This window comes from Bacillus cereus group sp. MYBKT14-1 (assembly GCF_051915185.1).
Taxonomy (GTDB): domain Bacteria; phylum Bacillota; class Bacilli; order Bacillales; family Bacillaceae_G; genus Bacillus_A; species Bacillus_A cereus.
On the sequence record NZ_JBQAEF010000001.1, the window covers coordinates 573,941 to 597,471 of the forward strand.

Below are 23,531 nucleotides of genomic sequence, written 5' to 3' on the forward strand. Positions count from 1 at the left end.
CAACATGGAAGAGAAATGGTTAGTTGGTGTTGACCTTGGTGGTACAACGATTAAATTAGCATTTATTAATGTATACGGTGAAATTTTACATAAGTGGGAAATCCCTACGAATACAGGTGAGCAAGGAAAACATATTACACTTGATGTTGCGAAAGCAATTGATAAAAAGCTAGAAGAATTAGGCGAATTGAAGAGCAAATTAATTGGTATTGGTATGGGAGCTCCTGGTCCTGTACATGTGGCGTCTGGAATGATTTATGAAGCGGTTAATTTAGGATGGAAAAACTATCCGCTAAAAGATTTATTAGAAGTAGAAACAGGATTACCTGTTGTTATTGATAATGATGCAAACTTAGCAGCGCTTGGTGAAATGTGGAAAGGTGCTGGTGAAGGTGCAAAAGATTTAATCTGTATGACACTTGGTACGGGCGTTGGTGGTGGTGTAATCGCCAATGGTGAGATTGTACACGGCGTGAGTGGTGCTGCTGGTGAGATTGGACATATTACAGTCGTTACAGAAAATGCTTTCCCATGTAATTGCGGGAAGTCTGGTTGCTTAGAAACAGTAGCATCTGCGACAGGTATTGTACGTGTTGCTATGCAAAAAATACAAGAGACTAATAAAGAGAGCATGTTGCGTTCTATGTTAGCTGAAGAAGGACGTATTACATCAAAAGATGTCTTTGAAGCACTTGGACAAGGTGATGAATTAGCAGGTGAAGTAGTAGAAAAAGTAGCTTCTTATTTAGGATTAGCTGTAGCGAACCTTTCTAGTACATTGAACCCAGAGAAAATTGTTATTGGTGGAGGCGTGTCTAAAGCTGGAGATGCGCTATTAGAACCAATTCAACGCTATTTCGAGCAATACGCTTTCTCACGTGCTGTAAAGAGCACGAAGTTAGCTATTGCAACACTTGGTAATGATGCAGGTGTTATCGGAGGAGCTTGGCTTGTAAAAAAGCACAAATACGAAGCGAAGATGATATAAGTTGTGAAATATGAAAAGAGGAAGGGGGAACCCTTCCTCTTTTTGTGTAAAATCTCGATGAAGAATAAAGTGTAAACGAATTAAGCTGCTGGTGGATACCCGTTATATAGAACAGTCATGATCGTAAACCATCCGAAAACGAGTACAGTTGCAATTGCAAAGCCGCTCGCGAAAAAGTTTTTTTCACGAAGTGTTCTAAGCGTAGCAAATACAGCTAACAGAGTGACAAGTGTAAAAATAATAACAAGGCCCATACAATATCCTCCTCTGTCTACCCATTTCTTATTATGAGTTTTTGGAATATTTACTCTTTTATATTGTACATGTTTTAAAAATGATTGTCGAGATAGCATCCTTTCTTTTCCTCAGAGAAAGAAATGTTGTATCATTAAAAGTAAGTTTAACAACTGGAGGAGATTTTCATATGAAATGGATACAAATGCCGTTAGGCCCATTACAAACAAATGCTTATATTTTAATGAACGATCAAAAAGAGTGCATTATCTTTGACCCTGGTCATGAAGGTGAAAAGCTCGTTACATATTTACAAGAAGAACAATTAAAACCATTGGCTGTTTTATTAACACATGCTCACTTTGATCATATCGGTGCTGTTGATGCCGTAAGAGACGCTTTTCATATTCCTGTGTACGTACATAAAGAAGAAGCAGATTGGTTAGGAGATGCAACTGTAAACGGCTCTCAAATTTTTATGATGAACCGCAGTATTACAGCAAAACCAGCGGATCATATTATTGATGCAGAAGGTACATTAACAATTGGATCATTTAATTTTGAAATTTTTGAGACACCAGGACATTCTCCAGGAAGTATTTCTTATTATAGTAAAGAAGCGAATGCTGTATTCTCAGGAGATGTATTGTTCCAAATGAGCATTGGAAGAACAGATTTGCCTGGTGGAAGTTTTGCTGAATTAATTGGAAGTATTGAAGAGAAATTATTTGTATTACCAGATGAAACAGCGGTATTATGTGGACATGGTCCAGAAACAAGCATTGGCTTTGAAAAAGAAAATAATCCGTTTTTACAATAAGGAGTCATTATGGGAATGGAGCTCATTTTAAGAGAATGGATGGGGAAAGAAAAGGATTATTCAATTTCATATAGTACGTATATGAACCTTGTATTGTATACGGAGGGTCATGGATATTATATGAAAGAACGTGAAAAGATTGGAAGACAAGGGGATTTTTTTACAAGTAGCAATGTATCCTCTGTTTTTGCAAAAACTTTTGCTAAACTTTTTATTCGTCTTGTTGAAAATGGTGAAGTTGCTTCGAATATTTGTGAGGTTGGTGGGGGAACAGGGAAGTTTGCCTATGATGTTTTACAAGAATGGAAGCAATTATCTCCAAACACCTTTATTAATTTAAACTATTCAATGATTGAAGTGAGCCCTTTTCATAGGAAATTACAGCAGGAGAAACTTGGCTCATTTTCTAATGTATCGTACTATACCTCCTATAGTGAAATGGGAGATTCTTTCGAGGGAATTCTTTTTTCGAATGAGTTGTTTGATGCATTTCCTGTTGAAGTAATTGAGAAAAGAAATGGTATATTGTATGAAGTACGTATTACATATACAGAGGAAGGAAACCTTTCAGAAGTATGTAGGCCGTTAAATAAAAGAATTGGTCGCTATTTATTGAAATATAATATTCATATTGCTGAAGGGCAACGTTTTGAAGTACCAATTGTTATGGAGGAGTATATAAAAGAAATTTCGAAATGGTTTCAAAAAGGTATATGTATTACAGTTGATTACGGATACACAAAAGAAGAATGGATGCATCCAGCACACCGCGAAGGAAGTTTGCGAGGATATTATCAGCATAAGCTAATGCGTAACCCACTAGCGCATCCAGGTGAAATGGATCTTACTACTCATGTTCATTGGGACGAGCTAAAGGAGATGTTTAGTATGCAAGGAATGAGTGCAGTATGGCATAAGAAACAATCTGAGTTCTTGTTAGCTGCAGGGATATTAGAACAGCTTACGAGCCATCAAGATACGAATCCTTTTTCTGAAACGCAAAAACAAAATCGAGCAGTTCGTTCTATGATTTTAAATGGAGGAGTAGGGAGTTCGTTTGATGTTGTTATACATACAAAAGATATGCAACATTTACATTTGGATCGGTATGTAACAATATAAAAAACAAGACACAGTATATACTGTGTCTTGTTTTTTAATACGACTTATGTAGTATTATATATTTCCTCTCATGATATATATTTATATTAAAGATATGAGATAAAAAATATAGAATACGTTCTTTTTCTGCGATTATTAGTCCCTAACCTAATAATACGCGAACGAGTTGAATGATTGTTTCATTCTCTACTTTGTAATAAATTTCCAATCCTTTTCTTTCACTAGAAACGATTTTAGCGCTTTTTAATTTTGCTAAATGCTGTGAAATTGTAGATTGTGGCATGTTTAAGCCAGTATACATTGTAGAAACGTTGCTTGGACCGCGCTCGATTAATCCTTTTACGATACATAAACGAACAGGATGAGCTAGCACTTTTAATAATTCTGCATTACTTTCATATAGTTCTAATTCTTTTTGAAAGGTTTCTAACATGTTCTTTTCCACCTCCGTGTGAGCTATTATACCATACTATACATACCAAAAATTTAAAGAAAAGAAAATAGTTGTTGCAGAAAAAAAGTCCTAAAGTAAAGAAATTGTAAGAAAAGAGACCCGGATGTAAATAAAATAGGTAAATTAGCATGTTTTTGTAAAATGACATTTTTGGGTGAAAATTTCGATGCGTTTTAAAAATTGAAAGATATAGATATATTTGTAACACAATTTTATCATGATTTTCTTATTCTTTCAAATGAATATACGAAATTTTTAAAATAATATGACAAAGGAATTATAATGATATATATAGAATATAAAACAGGTTAAAAGAAAAGAAGCTGAATGTCATTCGCTTCTTTATGGTGATAATGAAATATTTGATTACGGCTGATAAATCTTAGGATGATCAAGTCATTAGTCATTTATTCTAAAATTCATCTTTTAGCAACGTTAAAAATCTGTGATTCCATATGTTCTCATAAAAATCAATTGTCTCTTTTGCGGACATAAAAGGATTATTCAACGTAGAGGTTGTTTTCTGTATCATAAAGTTTTCGTATCCCAGTCCGTGGGCAAACTTAATCGTAGCATCCATACAGTACTCTGTTTGGGCACCGCAAAATTCAATGCGATTTACAGATAATTGATCTAAAATTTCTTTTAAGTTTGTTTTATAAAATGAATTAGCATGTGTTTTTCTTACAAAAAAATCTTGTTCTTGAACATCAAGATCGGTATGAATAGCCCAAAGTTCTTTCTCGGGTACTAAATCATCATCACAATGTTGAACAAAAAGGATTGGTTTATTTAATTTTCTATATGAAGAAATTCTTTTATTTACTTTTTTTAGTAAGTTCTGTAAATCAAATAAATGCTCCTCGCTATAACATACGCCATTTTGTAAATCGATAACGATTAAAATATCTGCACAAGTATCCATTATTTTCACCCCTTTTTATTTCTTAATATATCAATTAATCCATTATTTAGAAATAGATGATATACTTTTATTTTTTATGGACTATAAGAAAAGAAGAAATTCAAATGAATATAGCTAAACCGCATAAAAAGAAGATATGAAAACCTAATCTCATATCTTCTTTTTCTCTATGCATTTACAGGTTCTTCTACATAAGAAAGGGCATTTTCAAAATCGGATATTAAATCGTTAACATTTTCAAGACCGACTGATAACCGAAGTAATGAATTAGAGATTCCTCTTTTATCACGAGCTTCTTGCGACAGTACTGCATGTGACATTTTTGCTGGATAAGAAAGAATTGACTCTACAGCTCCTAAACTAACTGCAAAAACAGGCAATTTTACTTTTGATAAAAATTTGCGGAGTGCATCTTCTGACTGCAAAGTAAACGATAAGACCGCTCCAGCTGATGTTGCTTGAGATTGTTGAATATCAAATCCGAGATGAGTTTGTAATCCCGGATAATAGACATTTTTAACTTTAGAGTGCTCTTGTAAATAATGTGCGATTTTATTGGCATTTTTAGCTGAATGTTCGAGGCGTACATGCAATGTTTTTAGACCGCGAAGTACGAGAGAACAATCTTGAGGTCCTAAAATAGCACCGAATGCATTTTGTAAAAATCCAAGCTTTTGAGCGAGTTCTGAATCTTTTACTACTGCTAATCCGGCAGTAACATCACTATGACCAGCAATAAATTTTGTAGCACTATGAAGAACGACATCAGCTCCAAGTTCAAGTGGTTTTTGGAATAGTGGTGTCAAAAATGTATTATCAACAAAAGTAAGAGCCCCAATAGATTTTGCGAGTTTAGAAACCTCGCGAATATCTGTCACTTTTAAAAGTGGGTTAGAAGGTGTTTCTACATAAAAGAGCTTTGTATTTGGTTTAATGTTTTGTTTTATTTCTTCTAAATTGGTCATATCAACAAATGTATGTGAAACACCGTAACGGGAGAGTACCTCAGTTATCACTCGGTAAGTGCCTCCGTACACATCTTCTGAAATGAGTACGTGATCACCTTGTGAAAGAAGGAGGAATGCAGTGGAAATCGCTGCAATGCCTGATGCAAAGGCGAATCCTTTTGTTCCGCCTTCTAATAAAGCAATGATATCTTCAAGAGCTTCACGAGTTGGATTTCCTGACCTGCTATAGTCATATTTTCCGAACGTATCTACATCAAACTGGTGAAAAGTTGATGTGTTATAAATAGGAACGTTCACAGCGCCTGTTTGCGGGTCATGTTTATATTGGTTGTGTAGTAAGAGTGTATCTATAGAATAGCTCATATTCTTACACCTTCTTTTACGAGTTTAATGGCTTGCTTTAAGTCTTGAATTAAATCGTTACTATTTTCAATGCCAACGGAGAATCGAAGAAGACGATTGCATACGCCGTTTGCTGTTCTAATTTCTTCAGGAATATCAGCATGTGTTTGCGTTGCTGGATAAGTCATTAAACTTTCTACACCACCAAGACTTTCGGCAAATGTAATTAAGGATAAAGATTGTAAGAATGGATTAATCCAAGCTTCATCTTTAAGGCGGAATGAGATCATGCCGCCTCTTCCTGGATAAAATACATCTGTCACCCCGTCTTCATCATTTAAATACGCAACAACTGCTTTCGCATTTTCTTCATGTTGCCTCATGCGAAGCGCTAACGTTTTCATACCGCGAATTAATAACCATGAGTCAAATGGGCTTAAAACTGCACCTGATGCATTATGATAATGAGCGATTTCCTCGCAAAGTTCCTTTCCTTTTGCAACGACAAGCCCGCTTAGTACATCGTTATGTCCCCCTAAATATTTCGTTGCGCTATGAAGTACAATGTCAGCACCTTCTGTTAATGGTTGCTGTATATAAGGTGTGTAGAAAGTGTTGTCTACAATAAGAAGTAGTCCGTTCCTTTTCGCTACAGTTGCGACAGCAGCGATATCAGTAACTTGCATTAATGGATTAGTTGGAGTTTCTATGAAAATAGCCTTCGTTTCAGTTGTGATAGCTTGCTCAATTTGTTTAATAGACTGTGTATTTACGTATCTACATCGAATATTCCACTTTTTTTCATGCTCAGAAAATAATCGATACGTTCCCCCGTATAAATCTTCAGATACAATAAGTTCGTCTCCAGAGCGGAATAGAGAAAGGACGAGGAGAACAGCCGCCATCCCTGAACTACAGGCATAACCTTGTTCGCCATATTCTAAGTCTGCGATCGCCTGTTCTAAAAGACCGCGAGTTGGATTGCCAGTTCGTGAATAGTCAAAGCCAGTAGATTTACCAATTCCTTCGTGACGATAAGCGGTTGAGAAATAAACTGGTGGATTAACCGTTCCGGTTGTAGTTTCACTGCGATTTCCGATTTGTGCTAGTTTTGTTTCGATTGTTGACATGTGAAAATTCCTCCTTTTTAAATTGAAACATTAAGTGAATATAAAATAAAAAAAGCCTTCTAAGAAGAAGGCTTTCGGTTTGAATAGAGTCTTCTTCTCATCTGTCAAATCTTTCACAATTTGCTGGAATTAGCACCTTATTAACAAAATGTTAATGGTTGCTGAGGCGTCACAGGGCCAGTCCCTCTACCTCTCTAGATAAGAATGTTCGTATGAAATTTTTATTATGTTTTTAACTTTACAATAAAATATAACTGAATTGCAACTTTATTTTAAATAATTTTTATTTTTCCGCAAGTGTCATTGACTTTTACTTTTGTGCATGCTAAATTTATTAAAAAATTAACAAACATTGTTAAAAGGGGAACGCATTTCCTTTTAGCTACATAAATAAAATAATAAAGATAACTCTTATTGAGAGCGGTGGAGGGAAAGGCCCTGTGAAACCCGGCAACCTTCAAACGAAATGTTTGAAACGGTGCTAATACCTGCAAAACGAATGTTTTGCATAATAAGAGGAGGAACGATTATGTCCCCCTCTTCAAAGTGAAGAGGGGGTTTTTATATTGATAGAAATGAGGGAGAGTCGTGAAATTACTAGATTTATTATCAAAAGGAATTGTAATAGGTGATGGTGCGGTTGGGACGTTATTGCATTCACATGGTTTGCAAAGTAGCTTTGAAGAATTGAATGTATCTGATCCAGACTTAATTATATCGATTCATAAACAATATGTAGCTGCTGGAGCAGATGTAATTCAAACGAATACGTATGGAGCAAATGAGGCGAAATTACGTATGTATGGTTTAGAAAATCAAGTTACAGAAATTAATAGAGCGGCAGTAAAACTGGCGAAAGCATCTGTGACAGATAAAAATGCAATTTTAGGAACAATTGGTGGTATGAAACATATCGGAGCTGTTACAACGACTGATATGGAAAGAGAGTTTATGTTACTTGAACAGGCAGGGGCTTTACTAGAAGAACAGGTTGATGGATTACTATTAGAAACTTTTTACGATGAATTTGAATTACTTCATGCCGTTAAAGTATTGCGTAAGCAAACGAATATTCCAATTGTTGCGCAATTAGCGTTACATGAAGCAGGTACGACTCAAAATGGAAATGATGTCAATGAAATATTAAAGCAACTTATAGATTACGGTGCAAATGTTGTTGGATTGAATTGTCAACTAGGGCCGCTTCATATGACGGAAGCTTTCAAAATGATATCGATCCCGCAAAATGGCTATTTATCAGCATACCCAAATGCAGGCCTCCCGAATTATGTGGATGGACGTTACGTATATGAGGGAAGCCCAGCTTATTTTGAAGCGATGACACCGAGATTTATTGAGCAAGGTATTCGGTTATTGGGTGGTTGTTGTGGTACGACTCCAGAACATATTCAAAGTATGAAGCGCGCTGTTGCGAATATTACCCCTGTAATAGAAAAAGACACGATTCAAAGGCCGAAAGTCGTTCATACGCATGAGAAACGTTCGAAGGCTCACGTCACTCTAGCAGAGAAAGCGAAAAAACAAACGACAGTTGTAGTGGAATTAGATCCACCGAAAACGTTAGATACACAGCGTTTTTTTGAAGGAGCAAGAGCGTTAAAAAGAGCGGGAGCAGATGCTATTACTCTAGCAGATAATTCATTAGCATCGCCTCGTGTTTCTAATATGGCGATGGGTGCGTTATTAACGAAGCATGATATCCCAGTATTGACGCATTTAACGTGTAGAGATCATAACGTCATTGGACTACAATCTCATTTGTTAGGTTTATCGGCGTTAGGGATGGAAGAAGTGTTAGCTTTAACTGGTGATCCAGCGCGCGTTGGTGATTTTCCCGGTGCCACTTCTGTATATGATTTATCCTCTATTGAGCTTATTAAAATGATTAAAGAAATGAACGATGGACGTTCAATTTTAGGGAAATCAATTGGACCGGCGACAAGGTTTTCTGTAGGCGGCGCATTTAATCCTCACGTGAGGCACTTAAAAGCAGCGGTTAAGCGAATGGAACGAAAAATAGATGCTGGAGCGGAGTATTTTTTAACTCAGCCAATTTACGATATCAAGTTAATTGAAGAAGTGTATGAAGCGACAAAGCATTTGGAACAACCTATTTTTATTGGAATTATGCCGTTAGTAAGTAAGCGGAATGCAGATTTTCTTCATTTTGAGGTGCCGGGTATTACTCTTCCTGAAGAAATAAGAGAGAGAATGGATGGACATGAAACAAAAGAGGCAGCAATTGAGGAAGGGATCCGCATTTCACAAGAATTGGTCGACGCAGCGATGAAATATTTTAATGGTATTTATCTTATTACACCATTTTTAAAGTATGAAATTACAGAACATCTTGTTAAATATGTAAGAGAAAAGCAAGAAGTGAAAGAAGGTATTAATTGATGAAGTGTATAGAAGAAAAATTAAAAAATAGCATTTTAATATTAGATGGTGCAATGGGGACAATGATTCAGCAAGAGGATTTAACTGCTGAAGATTTCGGAGGAGAAGAGTACGAGGGCTGTAATGAATATTTAGTGGAAACAAGACCAGACGTTATTTTAAAGATTCATAAAGCTTATATTGAAGCTGGAGCGGATATTATTGAAACAAATACATTTGGGGCAACGAATATTGTACTAAGTGATTATGATCTGTCTCATTTAGATGAAGAACTAAATGAAAAGGCAGCACTTTTGGCGAAGCAAGCTGTTAAAGAAAGCGGGAAGGAAGTATATGTTGCGGGAGCGATGGGACCAACAACGAAAGCAATTAGTGTTACAGGTGGTGTGACTTTTGAAGAATTGATTGAGGCTTATACAAGGCAGGCACGAGGATTATTAAAAGGAGAAGTTGATGTATTACTCGTTGAGACGAGTCAAGATATGCGTAACGTGAAAGCAGCTTATATTGGAATTCAAGCCGCTTTTGAAGAACTGAAAAAAACGGTTCCTATTATGATTTCAGGAACGATTGAGCCAATGGGAACGACTCTGGCTGGGCAAACAATTGAAGCTTTTTATTTATCAGTAGAACATATGAAACCATTATCTGTTGGGTTAAACTGTGCGACTGGTCCGGAGTTTATGAGGGACCATATTCGTTCACTATCTGATTTATCGGAGTGTTACATTTCTTGTTATCCAAATGCAGGTCTTCCTGATGAAGATGGACATTACCATGAATCTCCATCTTCTCTTGCTGAAAAGGTGAAGCGATTTGCTGAAGAAGGATGGATTAATATTATTGGTGGTTGTTGTGGCACGACACCAGAACATATAAAAGCAATGAAATCCGCGCTAGCATCTCTTAGGCCTCGTGACCATCATGAGAGAGAAGGACATGGAATTAGTGGATTAGAAGCACTGCAATATGATGAGTCTATGAGACCGTTATTTGTAGGTGAAAGAACGAATGTTATTGGGTCACGTAAATTTAAACGCTTAGTAGCAGAAGGGAAATTTGAAGAGGCTGCTGAAGTGGCAAGAGCGCAAGTGAAGAAAAATGCTCATATTATTGACATTTGTATGGCAGATCCTGATCGCGATGAAATAGAAGATATGGAAAACTTCTTAGCAGAAGTTACGAAAGTTTTAAAAGTACCGATTATGATTGATTCAACAGATGAAAATGTGATGGAGCGAGCTCTTACTTATATTCAAGGAAAAGCTGTTATTAATTCAATTAATTTAGAAGATGGAGAAGAACGATTTAAAAAAGTGACACCGCTTCTTCAGAAGTATGGTGCCGCTATAGTTGTAGGAACAATTGATGAAGACGGTATGGCGGTTAGTGCGGAACGAAAGATAGAAATTGCGAAAAGAAGCTATGAATTACTTACAAAGAAGTATGGGATACGCCCGTCAGATATTATTTTTGATGCACTTGTGTTTCCAGTAGGGACAGGTGATGAAGAATATATTGGCTCAGCGGCAGCGACTATAGAAGGAATTCGCCTTATTAAAGAAGCGTTACCAGAGTGTTTAACGATTTTAGGTGTAAGTAACATATCATTTGGTTTACCACCGGCTGGACGTGAAGTATTAAATTCAGTTTTTTTATACCATGCTACGAAAGCAGGATTAGATTACGCGATTGTGAATACGGAAAAATTAGAACGCTATGCGTCGATTCCAGAGGAAGAAAAACGCCTTGCAGATGCATTACTGTTTGAAACGACGAAAGGGACGTTAGAAGAATTTACAAACTTTTACCGAGTTGCTAAAAAGAAAGATGTCGTTGTACAAGAAACGTTAACGCTTGATGAAAGACTAGCAAATTATATTGTAGAAGGTACGAAACAAGGATTACACGAGGATTTAAGTCTTGCACTTGAAGAAGGAAGAAAACCTCTTGATATTATTAACGGTCCGCTTATGACAGGGATGGACGAGGTAGGACGACTATTTAATAATAATGAACTTATTGTTGCTGAAGTATTGCAAAGTGCCGAAAGTATGAAAGCCGCTGTAAGCTATTTAGAGCCACATATGGAATCTAGTGATAGTGCGAAAAAAGGGAAAGTATTGTTAGCAACTGTAAAAGGTGATGTGCATGATATTGGGAAAAATCTCGTTGAAATTATTTTAGCGAATAACGGATATGAGATTATTAATTTAGGAATTAATGTACGTTCGGATCGAATTGTTCAAGAAGTACAAGAAAAGAAGCCGGACATTATAGGCCTTTCAGGTTTATTAGTAAAATCAGCTCAACAAATGGTAACGACTGCTGAAGATTTAAAAGCGGCAAATATTGATGTGCCCATTGTTGTAGGTGGTGCAGCGTTAACGAGAAAGTTTACAGATAATCGGATTTCACCATCATATAAAGGACTCGTTTGTTATGCGAGTGATGCGATGACGGGGCTCGATATTATTAATAAGCTTCAAAAACAAGAAGAGCGTGAGAAGATGAAGCAGGATAAAAAAGAACGTCATCTTCATATCGTAAAAAAAGAGGAGAAGAAAGTAGAAATTCCAGCAGTAATTGAGCCATTACCAAAATCAGAGGTTATGGTGCCTGATTCAACAAAACGAATTGTATTACGAGATGTTCCCGCCCTTCATCTCGCACCATTTCTGAATAGGCAAATGCTACTTGGGCATCACCTTGGATTAAAAGGAAATGTGAAGAAGCTTTTGAAAGAGGGAGATAAGAGAGCACATGAATTAAATGATTTAATAGATGAATTATTGCAGGAAGGACAATCTTGGTTAAAGCCGAAAGCAGTGTATCAATTTTTCCCAGCGCAAAGCGACGGACAAAACATTGTAATATATGATCCAGAAGATCATACGCGTGTTATAGAGCGTTTCACATTCCCTAGACAAGGAAAGGCTCCCTATCGTACTTTAGGTGATTATTTGCGCCCAATAGGAGATGAGATGGACTATGTTGCTTTCTTATCTGTTACGGTTGGGGAAGGAGTTCGGGATATTGCTGAAGAGTGGAAGGCGAAAGGTGATTACCTACGTAGTCATGCCATTCAATCGTTAGCGCTTGAATTAGCGGAAGGACTTGCTGAAAAAACACATATGCTCATTCGTGACCGCTGGGGCATTCCGGACTCACCTGAACTGACGATGGAAGAACGTTTCCGTACGAAATATAGAGGAATACGAGTGTCATTTGGTTATCCGGCGTGTCCAGAACTTGCAGATCAAGAAAAGCTATTTCGCTTAATTCATCCAGAGGAAATAGGTATTTCATTAACAGAAGGATTCATGATGGAGCCAGAAGCGTCCGTAACGGCTATGGTATTTTCTCACCCTGAGGCAAGATATTTTAGTGTATTATAGTCTAGAAGGGGGAGACGTATGAAGAAAATAGTCTTTACAGGTGGCGGTTCGGCAGGACATGTAACACCTAATTTAGCCATTATCCCATATTTACAGGAAGACAACTGGGATATCTCTTATATTGGTTCTCACCAAGGTATTGAGAAAACGATTATAGAAAAGGAAGGCATTCCCTACTATGGTATTTCGAGTGGAAAGCTACGTCGTTATTTTGATTTAAAAAATATAAAAGATCCTTTTCTTGTAATGAAGGGTGTTATGGATGCGTATGTAAGAATTCGAAAACTAAAACCAGATGTGATTTTTTCAAAAGGCGGTTTCGTATCTGTACCAGTCGTAATTGGCGGATGGCTAAATAGAGTACCAGTTTTATTACATGAATCTGATATGACGCCAGGACTAGCAAATAAAATTGCGCTTCGTTTTGCTTCGAAAATATTTGTTACATTTGAAGAAGCAGCGAAACATTTACCGAAAGAAAAAGTAATATATACGGGGTCTCCTGTACGTGAAGAAGTGCTGAAGGGAAATCGTGAAAAAGGTTTAGCGTTTTTAGGTTTTTCACGTAAAAAGCCAGTTATTACGATTATGGGAGGCAGCTTGGGCGCGAAAAAAATTAATGATACGGCTCGAGAAGCATTACCAGAACTTCTTAAAAAGTATCAAATTGTTCACCTTTGCGGAAAAGGTAACCTTGATGAAAGTTTACAAAATAAAGAAGGATATAGACAATTTGAATATGTACATGGAGAACTGCCAGATATATTAGCGGTAACAGATTTTGTTATTTCACGCGCGGGCTCCAACGCAATTTTTGAATTTTTAACATTACAAAAGCCGATGGTTTTAATTCCATTATCGAAATTTGCAAGCCGTGGAGATCAAATATTAAATGCAGAGTCCTTTGAAAGACAAGGATATGCCTCCGTATTATATGAAGAAGATGTAAATGTAAAATCTCTTATAAAGTATGTCGAAGAATTAAATCAAAATAATGAGAAGTATAAAATAGCACTAAAAAAATATAATGGAAAAGAAGCAATTAAAACAATCATTCAAAATATTTCAGAGGCATGATGAAATAATCATGCCTCTTTTAGTAGGGTGAAAGATTCCAAGAATTGATATTTTTATGTTACAATAAAGTGAAACTTTAATCAGTTGGGTGCATCCCACATCTAACTTCTTTACTGTTACTGAATTTTGAGGAGGGAGTCTTACTGCCCTCAAATAGCGGGATAACAAATGGGTTAATAGGGAAATTCCAATTAATGAGGCGTGAAAATACGAATGGATTAGGAGTGACTGTGTTGGAGCTAAGTCTCTATGAAAATACTGCACTTATTATATGCTTTGTGTTGTACGTTGGTAGTGTTATTGTTTATATTTCAAGGAAATTTTCGCAAGAAAGAGAGCTTGAAAAGTCAGAGATAACAGCTGAACTAGAAATGTTAGCTGATGAAAGTTATAAAAAACAAAAAATAAAAGAAGACCATGAAGCATCCCATCATTTAAACGCAAATAAGTTTTAAAGATGGGGATTTTTTTTGAAGTTGTTCTTTATTGTAGCTATAACAAATAACGCTAAAAAGGAGTTTCCCCATACATAATGAAGGAGTGTATATAAATGAATTTTTATATCGCCTCAGGTTTCCAAAATAAACATCGTGTACGTTCCGTAGCAAATGAACTGAAACATGCAGGATGGCACCATACATATGATTGGACCAAAAACGAAAAAGCAGCAAATGAAGAACAATTAAGAGAAATTGGTCAGGCAGAACAAAATGCTGTAAAAGAAGCGGATGTATTTTTACTTATATTAGATGGCGGAAATGGGAGCCATACAGAGTTTGGAATGGCGATTACACTAGAGAAAACGATATATGTATATCATGCAGGAAACCCGCTCCAAACAACGTTCTATCACTTGCCAGAAATAAATATTTTTGAAGGAGATGTAGCTGAGTTTGCATCTTATGTTATGAATCATATGAAATAATAGTAACTACCTAAAAGGTTATAAAAGTGATCTTTTGGGTACAGTGATGATAAGAAACGTATATAAAGGAGTACATAATATGAAATTAGAAAATGGATGGGAAACGAGCTTTTTAGAAGTCGTACAAAATAGTGAATTTAAGAAAGAGGCACTTCTTAGTCAATTGCTTTGTCAGGATAGTGAAGAAGTAGAAGAGCTTGTGGATGATTACGGCTACGAAGAACTTGTTGAACGTGAACATGATGATGAGTTAGCTGAAATCTTAGGAGAAGAACTTTTTAGTGAGATGGAACGCCAAGTATTCTTATCTTCAAACCCAGAAGAAAAATTGATTTCATTCGTCAATGGATTAGGTTTTCATGTGTTAGATTGGATCGTTCTTCTTGAAACAGAATTTGGCATTGATAGTGCAAACTTTACATCAGATGCTGTGAAGGTGTTAGAAAAGCGTTTCAGACAGTTTCCATACATAGAGGACAAGACAATTTTTGATATGACATTCGGAGAATCGATGGATGTATTAGAATCTGTTACAGGATTACAACTAAAGGAAAAGATGAACGTATAATGAAAAAAGAACGTGATTGGATCACGTTCTTTTTTTACATAATAATAATTTTATCATCTAGTTTTGTCTGCCCGGTAAGAAGTGCGTTTAAATATTCCACTTTTCTTATACAAGCTTGTATATGTCTTTCAATCTCTTGTAACTCTGCTTGGTGATGCGTTTCAATTGGATGAATTTGTACGTTGAATTTTTCAAATTGACTACTATATGTTATTTCTGCATAGCCGCTCATAATATCGGTTTCGTTATGAAATAAAAATTGCTTCGTTTTGTCACAGAATGATACATCCTGAAAGCCATATACTTTTAATGCTTCAATTACTTTTTTAATCATTTTTGTATTCATTTTTTAACCCTCTTTACGAAGTTCTACTTATATATTATAACATAAAAAATTACATAGAAAGCGCTTCCAAATGTATTTTATTATAAACTTTACGTTTCAATCACAAAAATGAAACAAAGAAAAAATAATTGTAAAGAAGGAAGGACTCTTTTATTGTTTCGTCATATATATAGAGAAATAGTGCAATGAAAGGAAATTTTCCGAGGTGGAGATCGTATTTCCAATTTGAGCGCAGTAAAAGAGGTGAGAATTTTGAACTTTGATATTGTAGGACAAAAAGCATATATAAAAGATGGACCGCATCGGAACCGAATTGGAATTGTAAAGAAAAATGAGACAAAATTAGCATCGCAGTTTGCTATTGTAATTGGAGAACAAGTCATTGATGTAGAGCTAAAGGATATCGTGTTAGTTGGAGTAGACGTAGGACAATTTCATAAATGGTGCGAACAAAATGGTTATTTGTGAAAAGGACGGGCTGTGAGATAATGAAATATATTTGAGGAAAGAGGATATGTTATTGTATTCTCTTTTTCTATGTTTAAGGAGGCGAAAATGAAATATAAAGAACAGGAGTTTACGTTGGAGTTAAAAGAGAACATTCAATGTATGGAGAAGGAAATAGAGCGAATATCACTTAAACTGCATAAAGAGTATTCACATTTATACATAGAAAAACACATGGAATTAGATATGGGATTTGCAAGAGAAAAAGAGAATCCCTTTGAGGTGGGTTATTATTCATCAGTTGCTATAGCTATATTAGATGAAGAAAAAGAGCTGATTGGATTTCATAATATTCCAATTTGGAAATGTGAAAGAATCTTTTTAGGAATGCCAATTCAATCAAACATTTTGGGGAGTAAGAAAGTAGGGGAACTCGCTGATGAATCTTGTTATGAGATTGAGGAAGAGTTAAAAGAGCAACTAGAAGAATACTTAGAGTGATAATTCTCAAGATAAAATCTATAAAGAGGGGACGGAATAAAAAAGACGCTAACAATTGTATGTTAGCGTCTTTTTTCATTATGAAGCAATTTCACCAGTTTTTGTATCATCTTGATTGTACGTATCTTGATCTAATTCACCAAGCCATTTACTTGAAATAAGACCTGCTGTCATAGAGCCACTTACGTTAAGAGCTGTACGCCCCATATCGATTAATGGCTCAACCGAGATAACTAGAGCAACAATACCGATTGGTAAGTTCATTGTAGATAGTACGATTAAAGCTGCGAATGTTGCGCCGCCACCAACTCCGGCAACACCGAATGAGCTAATAGCAACAACAGCGATTAAAGTTAAAATAAATTGTGGTTGTAATGGATCAATTCCTACAGTTGGAGCGACCATCATTGCAAGCATTGCTGGATAAATACCTGCGCAACCGTTTTGTCCGATAGATACCCCAAATGAAGCTGCGAAGTTTGCAATTCCTTCGGAAATACCAAGCTTTTCTTTTTGCGCTTCAATATTTAATGGCATCGCGCCAGCACTAGAGCGAGATGTGAATGCAAATGTTAATACAGGGAACACCTTTTTTAAATATTGAATTGGATTTAAACCAGATAGTGCAATTAATAATAAGTGGATAACGAACATTATGATAAGTGCTACGTAAGACGCTAACACGAAGTTGCCAAGTTTTAAAATAGCATTTATGTCGCTACCAGCAACTGTTTTTGCCATAAGAGCTAATACGCCGTATGGAGTAAGGCGTAAAATTAATGTTACCATACGCATTACGATTGCATATACAGCATCAAGCATCTTCTTAAATAGCTCTGCTTGTTCTGGATATTTTCGTTTTACACCTATAAAGGCAATGCCGATAAAGGCTGCAAATATTACGACAGAAATTGTTGATGTTGGACGAGCGCCTGTTAAATCAAGAAACGGATTTGTAGGTAATAGCTCTAATAATTTATCTGGAATTGTTGTCTTTTCAATAGAAGTAAATCTTTCTTCAACTAGTTTCAGACGAGCAGATTCTGCATCACCTTGTTGTAGGCCGGTTGCAGATACATCAAATCCTGCACTTGCAGCGATACCGACAGCTGCAGCAATTCCTGTAGTAAGAATTAAAATACCGATAATAAGGCCACTAATTTTACCAAGGTTTTTCGTTAACTGTAATTTTGTAAATGCTGAAATAATAGATACTAAAATAAGTGGCATAACGATCATTTGAAGTAATTTTACATAACCGTTACCGATTAAGCCAAACCAAGTATTTGATTCAATAATTACTTTAGAAGTTGGCTCATAAATAAATTGTAATATAAGACCGAATAAAATTCCGACTCCTAAAGCGGTAAATACACGTTTATTAAAAGATACATGCTTACGTTGCATATAATATAATACGCCAACTAAGATGAGCATAACTGCAACGTTAATTCCGACAAGCAGTGTATTCATGTTGATTCCCCCTAATTCCAATCTGTTATATAGAATATAAGGTAATAAAACCTATAAGTCAACTAGGAAATTCCGGAATTAAAAAAAAGATGGCAAAATGCCATCTTTTAATGTCCAGCCCCAGGCACAAGTAAGAATGTCGTGTAGTATGTAAATCCTATGAAGAAAACAGTTAAATATGCCCCAAATACGTATATATACATACGCTCTGTTAATTTTAAATAGCTTAAAAGTACGAAGAAACCTGTTTGTCCTAAAAATAGTAGTGCGGCCGGTTGCATATCCCCTACGTAAAACATAACCGAGAAAATTCCAGTCCAAAAGCCGAGAACGCGAAACATGCGCTCCATGCCATCTCCCTCCTTTTCTAAAAAAGTAAACCTCACCTCATTATAGTTTATTTTTCTTACTATTGTAAATATTCTTTCATATAAAAAGAAGCCAATTATTATTGGCTTCTTTTTATATGAAAAATTAAATTGTTAGTTTATAATTACAAGATTTACATCCATCTAATAGACTATCATTTCGAGTTAATTCCATGTTAGGGAATAGGATTTCAAAAATCCCTTTCATCATATCTCCGTGCATGTTACAAATTTCAGTTGGATGATGAACAGCAACTTCTTTAAATGGACAATTGTGTACATCATAGAAAATTTTTGTTCCATCTGTACTTAATTCAAATGCAGGTGATAAGCCAGCTGTTGAGAAAGCTTCTTTTGCAATTTGAACTTTTTGTTCCACTGTTAAAGCATCTTCACTCACATTTAAACGTTGCATATGTTGTTGCATTAATTCAGCTCCGAATTGTTTTCCTGTTTCGTATAGCGCTTTCTCACCAGCAGCACCAAGACTAAGTAAAGAATTAAATGCGATTCTTGCTAACAATTGATAATCACGGAATGGAAATTGTAATTGGATAACATCTTCAGATAAGACATACAATCTGCTCGGTCGTCCGCCTTTTCCAGTTTTCTTCGTTTCCGATTTTAGCATATGAACATCTTCTAATTTAGATAAATGTAAACGCGCTACGTTTGGATGAATGTCAAACTCATCTGCAATTTCTTGTACCGTTACGTAACTATGTTTTTGCGAAATATATTTATAAATGTAATAACGAGTTGGGTCAGATAATACACCTGTAATTTTTAAAGCTTGTTCCATGAGGATCTCCACCTTTATCACTTTATCCAAGATAATAACATTATAATACAGATAAACATGAGTATAGGTAATTTCAGACAATAATTCGGAAATTGTTCATAATTTCACAAACATATTTTTCCTTTTTCCTCTATTGAAAATACAAAAGTCCAAATTTTTATTGCGCATGTTTTCATGCTATATACATAGTGAGGAGGGAAAAGTGATGAATGGGATTGAAATTTTTGCGAATGCAATTTTAAAAGAAGCGTGTAGGGTACAAGCGTCAGATTTACATATTGTGCCCCGGCAGAAGGATGTAGCGGTGCAACTACGTATAGGAAAAGATTTAATGACGAGACAGTGTATTGAAAAGGAGTTTGGAGAAAAACTTGTCTCACATTTCAAATTTTTAGCATCTATGGACATAGGCGAGAAACGGAAGCCACAGAATGGTTCGTTGTATTTGCAAATTGATGGACAAGAAGTGTATTTACGCCTTTCAACACTTCCAACAGTATATCAAGAAAGTCTCGTTATTCGCCTTCATTTACAAGCATCTGTTCAGCCCTTATCACATCTTTCGTTATTTCCAAGTACGGCAGCAAAACTACTCTCGTTTTTACGCTATTCACAGGGGCTACTTGTGTTTACTGGACCGACTGGATCTGGGAAGACGACGACAATGTATGCATTATTAGAGGTAATTAGAAAAAAGAAAACACGTCGCATCATTACACTTGAAGATCCGGTTGAAAAAAGAAGTGACGATGTATTACAAATTCAAATAAATGAAAAAGCGGGTCTCACATATGAAACAGGATTAAAGGCTATTTTACGTCATGATCCAGATATTATTTTAGTCGGTGAAATCCGTGATGAAGAAACAGCAAAAATAGCTATAAGAGCAAGTTTGACAGGACATTTAGTAATGACAACACTGCATACGAATGATGCGAAAGGAGCAATCATTCGCTTCATGGATTATGGTATAACGAGGCAAGAGATTGAACAGTCTTTATTGGCTGTAGCTGCACAGCGACTTGTCGAATTGAAGTGTCCGTTTTGCAGAGGAAAGTGCTCAACTTTATGTAAATCAATGAGGCAAGTAAGGCAGGCTAGCATATATGAGCTACTATATGGATATGAGTTAAAACAAGCGCTTAAAGAAGCTGGTGGAGAATGTGTTACTTACAAACATGAGACTTTAGAATCGTCAATACGAAAAGGATATGCTTTAGGTTTTTTAGAAGAAGATGTTTATGTTTAAGAAAACTTGGAGTTTAAGTGATCAAGTAGTATTGTTGAAACGTTTAGGAGAATTATTAGAAAAAGGCTACTCTCTTTTACAAGCATTAGAATTTTTACAGTTTCAATTACCTGTAGAAAAGAAAGTACAATTGCAGCGCATGATTGAGGGGTTAAAAGATGGGAAAAGTCTACACGATTCTTTTCATCAGTTAAAGTTTCATCAGGACATGTTAAGTTATTTATTTTATGCCGAGCAACATGGTGATATTTCTTTTGCTTTGCAACAAGGAAGTGCACTTCTTTATAAGAAAGATAAGTATAGGAGAGACATGATGAAAATAATGCAGTATCCTATGTTTTTGATGTTTTTTCTACTAATCATGCTCTTTATTTTTAAACTCATTTTATTACCTCAGGTTGAAATGGTTTATAGTTCGTTCGGTTCTAATACACCACTACTTACAGAACAAATTTTAAGTGCAATAAAACTGCTACCTTACATTATTTTAACCGCTATTTTAACTGTTATTATTGGAGGTATTTTATACATGTTGTATTTTAGGAAACTTCCACATATTAGACAGGTAAAAATTATGCTTCGTATTCCCCTCATCAAAACATTTCTTATTTTAAAGCATTCACATTATTTTGCTACTCAGTTGAGTGGTTTATTAAATGGTGGACTATCAGTATGTGAAGCTTTAACAATAATGATGGAGCAAAGATATCATCCGTTCTTTAAATATGAAGCGAGCCGGATTGAAAGACAATTAATTGGAGGAGAACAGTTACAATCTATCATTGCTAAAAGTGGGTATTACGAGAAAGAACTTTCTTATGTTATTACGCATGGACAAGCAAACGGCAATTTAGGGATTGAATTAGGTGACTATAGCGATCTTATTATGGAAAAGATGGAACGGAAAATTAAACATATGTTAGTTATCATTCAGCCTATTTTATTTACATGTATTGGAGGAATCGTTGTCCTTATGTATTTAGCGATGATTATGCCGATGTTTCAAATGATGAATTCTATTTAGGGGGCATTTGTATGCAGAATGAGGAAGGGTTTACTCTGTTAGAGATGCTATTAGTAATGGTTGTCATAACTATATTATTACTATTAATTATTCCGAATGTAGTTACACAGCGCTCATCGGTCCAAGGAAAAGGTTGTGCAGCTTACGTGAAATCTATAGAAGCGCAAATACAAGTATATCAATTACAACATAATAAAATTCCATCGTTAAAAGAACTGACAGATGAAAAGTATATTACAACTGATAAGTGCCCGAATGGCGAATCTATTCATATTTCAGATGATGGCGCAGTATCAATTAGGGCATTGTGAAACAACAGGGGTTTACTTTTTTAGAAATGTTACTCGTTTTATTTGCTATTTCTGTATTAAGTATAGTTACGTATTTTAGTGTTCATTCCTTATACGAGCGACAAAAAGTTGAACAATTTTTGAGACAGTTTTCAAATGATATTTTGTATATGCAGCAATTAGCGATAAACCGTCAAAAGCACTATACATTACGTTGGCATAAAGATAGAAATATGTATGCTATAAAAGAGTCAGGTACAAAGTATTATATCGTCAAGCGAGAGTATGAAGAAGATATACAAATTGATTTGCATACGTTTCCAAATCCGATGACATATAATCCAAGTGGAAATATTAATAGAGGTGGTACGATTATAATTTCGTATCGAAATTATAAATATGAAATTGTATTTCAGCTTGGAAGAGGGAGATTTACGTATCGTGAAATGTCAAAAAGGATCCATAATGGCTGAAATGATTGTATCGTTAAGTGTTTTAATGATGGCTGTATCGTTACTACTACCGCAAACAGTATTAGTTATGCAAGAAAGAAAAAATATACAAATTCGTTATAAGGCAACTGGATTATTAAAAAAAGAAGCAGCTATATATATGTATGGAAATGAAGACAAGCGAATAATAGAAAAGAATATAAATGGAATTGTGTATTACACATATTGGGGAGGCAATGAAGTTTGTACTATGTGGAGAGATGTGAAAGACAGAATGATGGAACAATGCTTTTATGTAGGAGAAAAAGTAAATTAGAATTTGGTTTTTCATTAATAGAAATGATTGTATGTCTGTTTCTATTATCAATATTTTTTTTGCTCTTTCCCCGCCTACATTTCATTGAAATGGAAAATAAACAGTCGAAAGGGTTAAATGATTGGGAGTGGGATGTGTATTTAGGGCAAATGCAATTGGAGTTTCGTGAAGTATCATCTGGAGAACAGCTAGCATTTGAAAATGGAGAAAGTATTTTACGATTCCGATCGCGTAATGGGAGTGAAGTATCGTATGAAAAAGAGAATAGTCGTCTTATAAGAAAGGTAAATAGGCGCGGGAGGGAAGTTGTTTTACAAAATATTGGAACGGTTTCTTACAAACTAACACCTCATGTACTCATTATAAATGTGAAAGATACTAGTGGGAAAATATATGAAGGTGTAGTTATGCGATATAGCGAAATAGGAATAAACGTATGAGAAAGCAAAATGGATTTACAATGCCTGGAACGATTATCTTTCTTATTTTATTAACTTCTTTTTTTATATACGAAACAAATATGTTGTTTACAGATAAAAAATTTTATATAGAAATAGAACAAAAGTTTTTACTGGATGAACTACTTAACCGATCTATTACAGATATAAAAAAAGATTTACAGCAAAAAGAAAAAGAAGGTACATTTTTCTTTCAGTATGAAAAGGGAGAAGCGAGTGGAAATTATGTCTTTGAAAATGATTTAATTCTCGTTACGTTGCAGTGCACACTCAAACAGGAAGCTTTCTATACGGTAGGTTTTCGGTATAGAAAAAAGGATGGGAAAATAGTCGATTGGATAGAAGGATAATATGTAAAATATATGTAAATAAATCAAGGTTTCCTATTGTAAATTAAATTGATTTTTTAGAAGAAATGGATAAATATAATGAT

Annotated in this window: 27 protein-coding genes and 2 riboswitches; of the genes, 18 read left to right on the forward strand and 9 right to left on the reverse strand. The window is 35.3% G+C overall.

The window, feature by feature from the left end; all coding sequences use genetic code 11:
• Positions 1 to 4 precede the first annotated feature (4 nt).
• A complete protein-coding gene (gene glcK, locus ACTFO4_RS03090) occupies positions 5 to 988 on the forward strand; it encodes a glucokinase (RefSeq protein WP_000391701.1) in 984 nt (327 codons plus the stop codon).
• Between the two features lie 80 nt (positions 989 to 1,068).
• On the opposite strand, the gene ACTFO4_RS03095 is transcribed toward glcK, so the two are convergent.
• Positions 1,069 to 1,242 carry a DUF2759 domain-containing protein gene (locus tag ACTFO4_RS03095; RefSeq protein WP_000524852.1) on the reverse strand — a complete coding sequence of 58 codons (174 nt, stop codon included), beginning with the start codon at positions 1,240 to 1,242 and terminating at the stop codon, positions 1,069 to 1,071.
• 170 nt (positions 1,243 to 1,412) lie between these two features.
• On the opposite strand from ACTFO4_RS03095, the gene ACTFO4_RS03100 reads away from it, so the two are divergent.
• Both ACTFO4_RS03100 and ACTFO4_RS03105 read left to right on the forward strand, forming a co-directional pair.
• Positions 1,413 to 2,042 carry an MBL fold metallo-hydrolase gene (locus ACTFO4_RS03100; protein ID WP_000871225.1) on the forward strand — a complete coding sequence of 210 codons (630 nt, stop codon included), beginning with the start codon at positions 1,413 to 1,415 and terminating at the stop codon, positions 2,040 to 2,042.
• A 9-nt stretch (positions 2,043 to 2,051) separates the two neighbouring features.
• Complete coding sequence (locus tag ACTFO4_RS03105) at positions 2,052 to 3,164, forward strand: class I SAM-dependent methyltransferase (protein ID WP_000525150.1); 1,113 nt, start codon at positions 2,052 to 2,054, stop codon at positions 3,162 to 3,164.
• Between the two features lie 142 nt (positions 3,165 to 3,306).
• Here the strand turns inward: ACTFO4_RS03105 and ACTFO4_RS03110 are convergent, their stop codons facing one another.
• From ACTFO4_RS03110 to metI, 4 genes are all read right to left on the reverse strand, one after another.
• Positions 3,307 to 3,597, reverse strand: a complete 291-nt coding sequence (locus ACTFO4_RS03110) for an ArsR/SmtB family transcription factor (protein WP_000894377.1) — start codon at positions 3,595 to 3,597, stop codon at positions 3,307 to 3,309.
• A 433-nt stretch (positions 3,598 to 4,030) separates the two neighbouring features.
• Positions 4,031 to 4,543 (reverse strand): cysteine hydrolase family protein, encoded by a 513-nt coding sequence (locus ACTFO4_RS03115; protein ID WP_103622325.1) that lies wholly within the window; start codon positions 4,541 to 4,543, stop codon positions 4,031 to 4,033.
• Between the two features lie 167 nt (positions 4,544 to 4,710).
• Positions 4,711 to 5,874, reverse strand: coding sequence for a cystathionine beta-lyase (gene metC / locus ACTFO4_RS03120; RefSeq protein WP_440013158.1), 1,164 nt, complete (start codon positions 5,872 to 5,874; stop codon positions 4,711 to 4,713).
• Entirely contained in the window at positions 5,871 to 6,983 is a 1,113-nt protein-coding gene (gene metI, locus ACTFO4_RS03125) for a cystathionine gamma-synthase/O-acetylhomoserine thiolyase (protein ID WP_017673550.1), read from the reverse strand. Before metI ends, metC begins: the two co-directional genes overlap by 4 nt.
• A gap of 94 nt (positions 6,984 to 7,077) precedes the next feature.
• A riboswitch (SAM riboswitch) is annotated at positions 7,078 to 7,188 on the reverse strand.
• Positions 7,189 to 7,391: 203 nt separating this feature from the next.
• Positions 7,392 to 7,501: riboswitch (SAM riboswitch) on the forward strand.
• 70 nt (positions 7,502 to 7,571) lie between these two features.
• On the opposite strand from metI, the gene ACTFO4_RS03130 reads away from it, so the two are divergent.
• The 6 genes from ACTFO4_RS03130 to ACTFO4_RS03155 all read left to right on the forward strand — a co-directional run bounded on the left by ACTFO4_RS03130 (position 7,572) and on the right by ACTFO4_RS03155 (position 15,372).
• Positions 7,572 to 9,404 (forward strand): bifunctional homocysteine S-methyltransferase/methylenetetrahydrofolate reductase, encoded by a 1,833-nt coding sequence (locus tag ACTFO4_RS03130; RefSeq protein WP_000770352.1) that lies wholly within the window; start codon positions 7,572 to 7,574, stop codon positions 9,402 to 9,404.
• A complete protein-coding gene (gene metH, locus ACTFO4_RS03135) occupies positions 9,404 to 12,802 on the forward strand; it encodes a methionine synthase (protein ID WP_440013155.1) in 3,399 nt (1,132 codons plus the stop codon). Before ACTFO4_RS03130 ends, metH begins: the two co-directional genes overlap by 1 nt.
• A gap of 18 nt (positions 12,803 to 12,820) precedes the next feature.
• Positions 12,821 to 13,879 carry an undecaprenyldiphospho-muramoylpentapeptide beta-N-acetylglucosaminyltransferase gene (locus ACTFO4_RS03140; protein ID WP_440013154.1) on the forward strand — a complete coding sequence of 353 codons (1,059 nt, stop codon included), beginning with the start codon at positions 12,821 to 12,823 and terminating at the stop codon, positions 13,877 to 13,879.
• Between the two features lie 194 nt (positions 13,880 to 14,073).
• Positions 14,074 to 14,334, forward strand: coding sequence for a DUF3966 domain-containing protein (locus ACTFO4_RS03145; RefSeq protein WP_001250699.1), 261 nt, complete (start codon positions 14,074 to 14,076; stop codon positions 14,332 to 14,334).
• A gap of 95 nt (positions 14,335 to 14,429) precedes the next feature.
• Positions 14,430 to 14,804 carry a nucleoside 2-deoxyribosyltransferase gene (locus ACTFO4_RS03150; RefSeq protein ID WP_440013153.1) on the forward strand — a complete coding sequence of 125 codons (375 nt, stop codon included), beginning with the start codon at positions 14,430 to 14,432 and terminating at the stop codon, positions 14,802 to 14,804.
• 79 nt (positions 14,805 to 14,883) lie between these two features.
• Entirely contained in the window at positions 14,884 to 15,372 is a 489-nt protein-coding gene (locus ACTFO4_RS03155) for a hypothetical protein (RefSeq protein WP_000764267.1), read from the forward strand.
• Between the two features lie 34 nt (positions 15,373 to 15,406).
• On the opposite strand, the gene ACTFO4_RS03160 is transcribed toward ACTFO4_RS03155, so the two are convergent.
• On the reverse strand, positions 15,407 to 15,718 hold the full coding sequence (locus tag ACTFO4_RS03160; protein ID WP_001093237.1) for a hypothetical protein: 312 nt from the start codon (positions 15,716 to 15,718) through the stop codon (positions 15,407 to 15,409).
• A 252-nt stretch (positions 15,719 to 15,970) separates the two neighbouring features.
• Between ACTFO4_RS03160 and ACTFO4_RS03165 the strand changes: the two genes are divergently transcribed.
• Together ACTFO4_RS03165 and ACTFO4_RS03170 are read left to right on the forward strand one after the other, a co-directional pair.
• Positions 15,971 to 16,186 (forward strand): DUF3912 family protein, encoded by a 216-nt coding sequence (locus ACTFO4_RS03165; protein ID WP_001008327.1) that lies wholly within the window; start codon positions 15,971 to 15,973, stop codon positions 16,184 to 16,186.
• Positions 16,187 to 16,273: 87 nt separating this feature from the next.
• Positions 16,274 to 16,666 carry a hypothetical protein gene (locus tag ACTFO4_RS03170; RefSeq protein ID WP_000875394.1) on the forward strand — a complete coding sequence of 131 codons (393 nt, stop codon included), beginning with the start codon at positions 16,274 to 16,276 and terminating at the stop codon, positions 16,664 to 16,666.
• Between the two features lie 78 nt (positions 16,667 to 16,744).
• On the opposite strand, the gene ACTFO4_RS03175 is transcribed toward ACTFO4_RS03170, so the two are convergent.
• The 3 genes from ACTFO4_RS03175 to ACTFO4_RS03185 form a co-directional block, all read right to left on the reverse strand.
• Positions 16,745 to 18,139, reverse strand: a complete 1,395-nt coding sequence (locus tag ACTFO4_RS03175) for an L-cystine transporter (RefSeq protein WP_440013151.1) — start codon at positions 18,137 to 18,139, stop codon at positions 16,745 to 16,747.
• 107 nt (positions 18,140 to 18,246) lie between these two features.
• Positions 18,247 to 18,489 carry a DUF2626 domain-containing protein gene (locus tag ACTFO4_RS03180; RefSeq protein WP_000440716.1) on the reverse strand — a complete coding sequence of 81 codons (243 nt, stop codon included), beginning with the start codon at positions 18,487 to 18,489 and terminating at the stop codon, positions 18,247 to 18,249.
• A 124-nt stretch (positions 18,490 to 18,613) separates the two neighbouring features.
• Positions 18,614 to 19,309, reverse strand: a complete 696-nt coding sequence (locus ACTFO4_RS03185; RefSeq protein WP_101164810.1) for a helix-turn-helix transcriptional regulator — start codon at positions 19,307 to 19,309, stop codon at positions 18,614 to 18,616.
• A 205-nt stretch (positions 19,310 to 19,514) separates the two neighbouring features.
• On the opposite strand from ACTFO4_RS03185, the gene comGA reads away from it, so the two are divergent.
• From comGA to comGG, 7 genes are read left to right on the forward strand one after another with little or no spacing between them, the layout of a single operon-like run.
• On the forward strand, positions 19,515 to 20,558 hold the full coding sequence (comGA, locus tag ACTFO4_RS03190) for a competence type IV pilus ATPase ComGA (RefSeq protein ID WP_001013170.1): 1,044 nt from the start codon (positions 19,515 to 19,517) through the stop codon (positions 20,556 to 20,558).
• Positions 20,551 to 21,582, forward strand: a complete 1,032-nt coding sequence (comGB, locus tag ACTFO4_RS03195; RefSeq protein ID WP_000475187.1) for a competence type IV pilus assembly protein ComGB — start codon at positions 20,551 to 20,553, stop codon at positions 21,580 to 21,582. The genes comGA and comGB overlap by 8 nt, the downstream gene beginning before the upstream one ends.
• A gap of 11 nt (positions 21,583 to 21,593) precedes the next feature.
• Complete coding sequence (comGC, locus tag ACTFO4_RS03200) at positions 21,594 to 21,893, forward strand: competence type IV pilus major pilin ComGC (protein ID WP_001178687.1); 300 nt, start codon at positions 21,594 to 21,596, stop codon at positions 21,891 to 21,893.
• Positions 21,890 to 22,345, forward strand: a complete 456-nt coding sequence (gene comGD / locus ACTFO4_RS03205; RefSeq protein ID WP_000813141.1) for a competence type IV pilus minor pilin ComGD — start codon at positions 21,890 to 21,892, stop codon at positions 22,343 to 22,345. Before comGC ends, comGD begins: the two co-directional genes overlap by 4 nt.
• Positions 22,338 to 22,640, forward strand: a complete 303-nt coding sequence (locus tag ACTFO4_RS03210) for a competence protein ComG (RefSeq protein ID WP_103622330.1) — start codon at positions 22,338 to 22,340, stop codon at positions 22,638 to 22,640. Before comGD ends, ACTFO4_RS03210 begins: the two co-directional genes overlap by 8 nt.
• A complete protein-coding gene (comGF, locus tag ACTFO4_RS03215) occupies positions 22,610 to 23,080 on the forward strand; it encodes a competence type IV pilus minor pilin ComGF (RefSeq protein ID WP_440013342.1) in 471 nt (156 codons plus the stop codon). Before ACTFO4_RS03210 ends, comGF begins: the two co-directional genes overlap by 31 nt.
• Positions 23,077 to 23,448 (forward strand): competence type IV pilus minor pilin ComGG, encoded by a 372-nt coding sequence (gene comGG, locus ACTFO4_RS03220; protein ID WP_001231316.1) that lies wholly within the window; start codon positions 23,077 to 23,079, stop codon positions 23,446 to 23,448. The genes comGF and comGG overlap by 4 nt, the downstream gene beginning before the upstream one ends.
• Positions 23,449 to 23,531 lie beyond the last annotated feature (83 nt).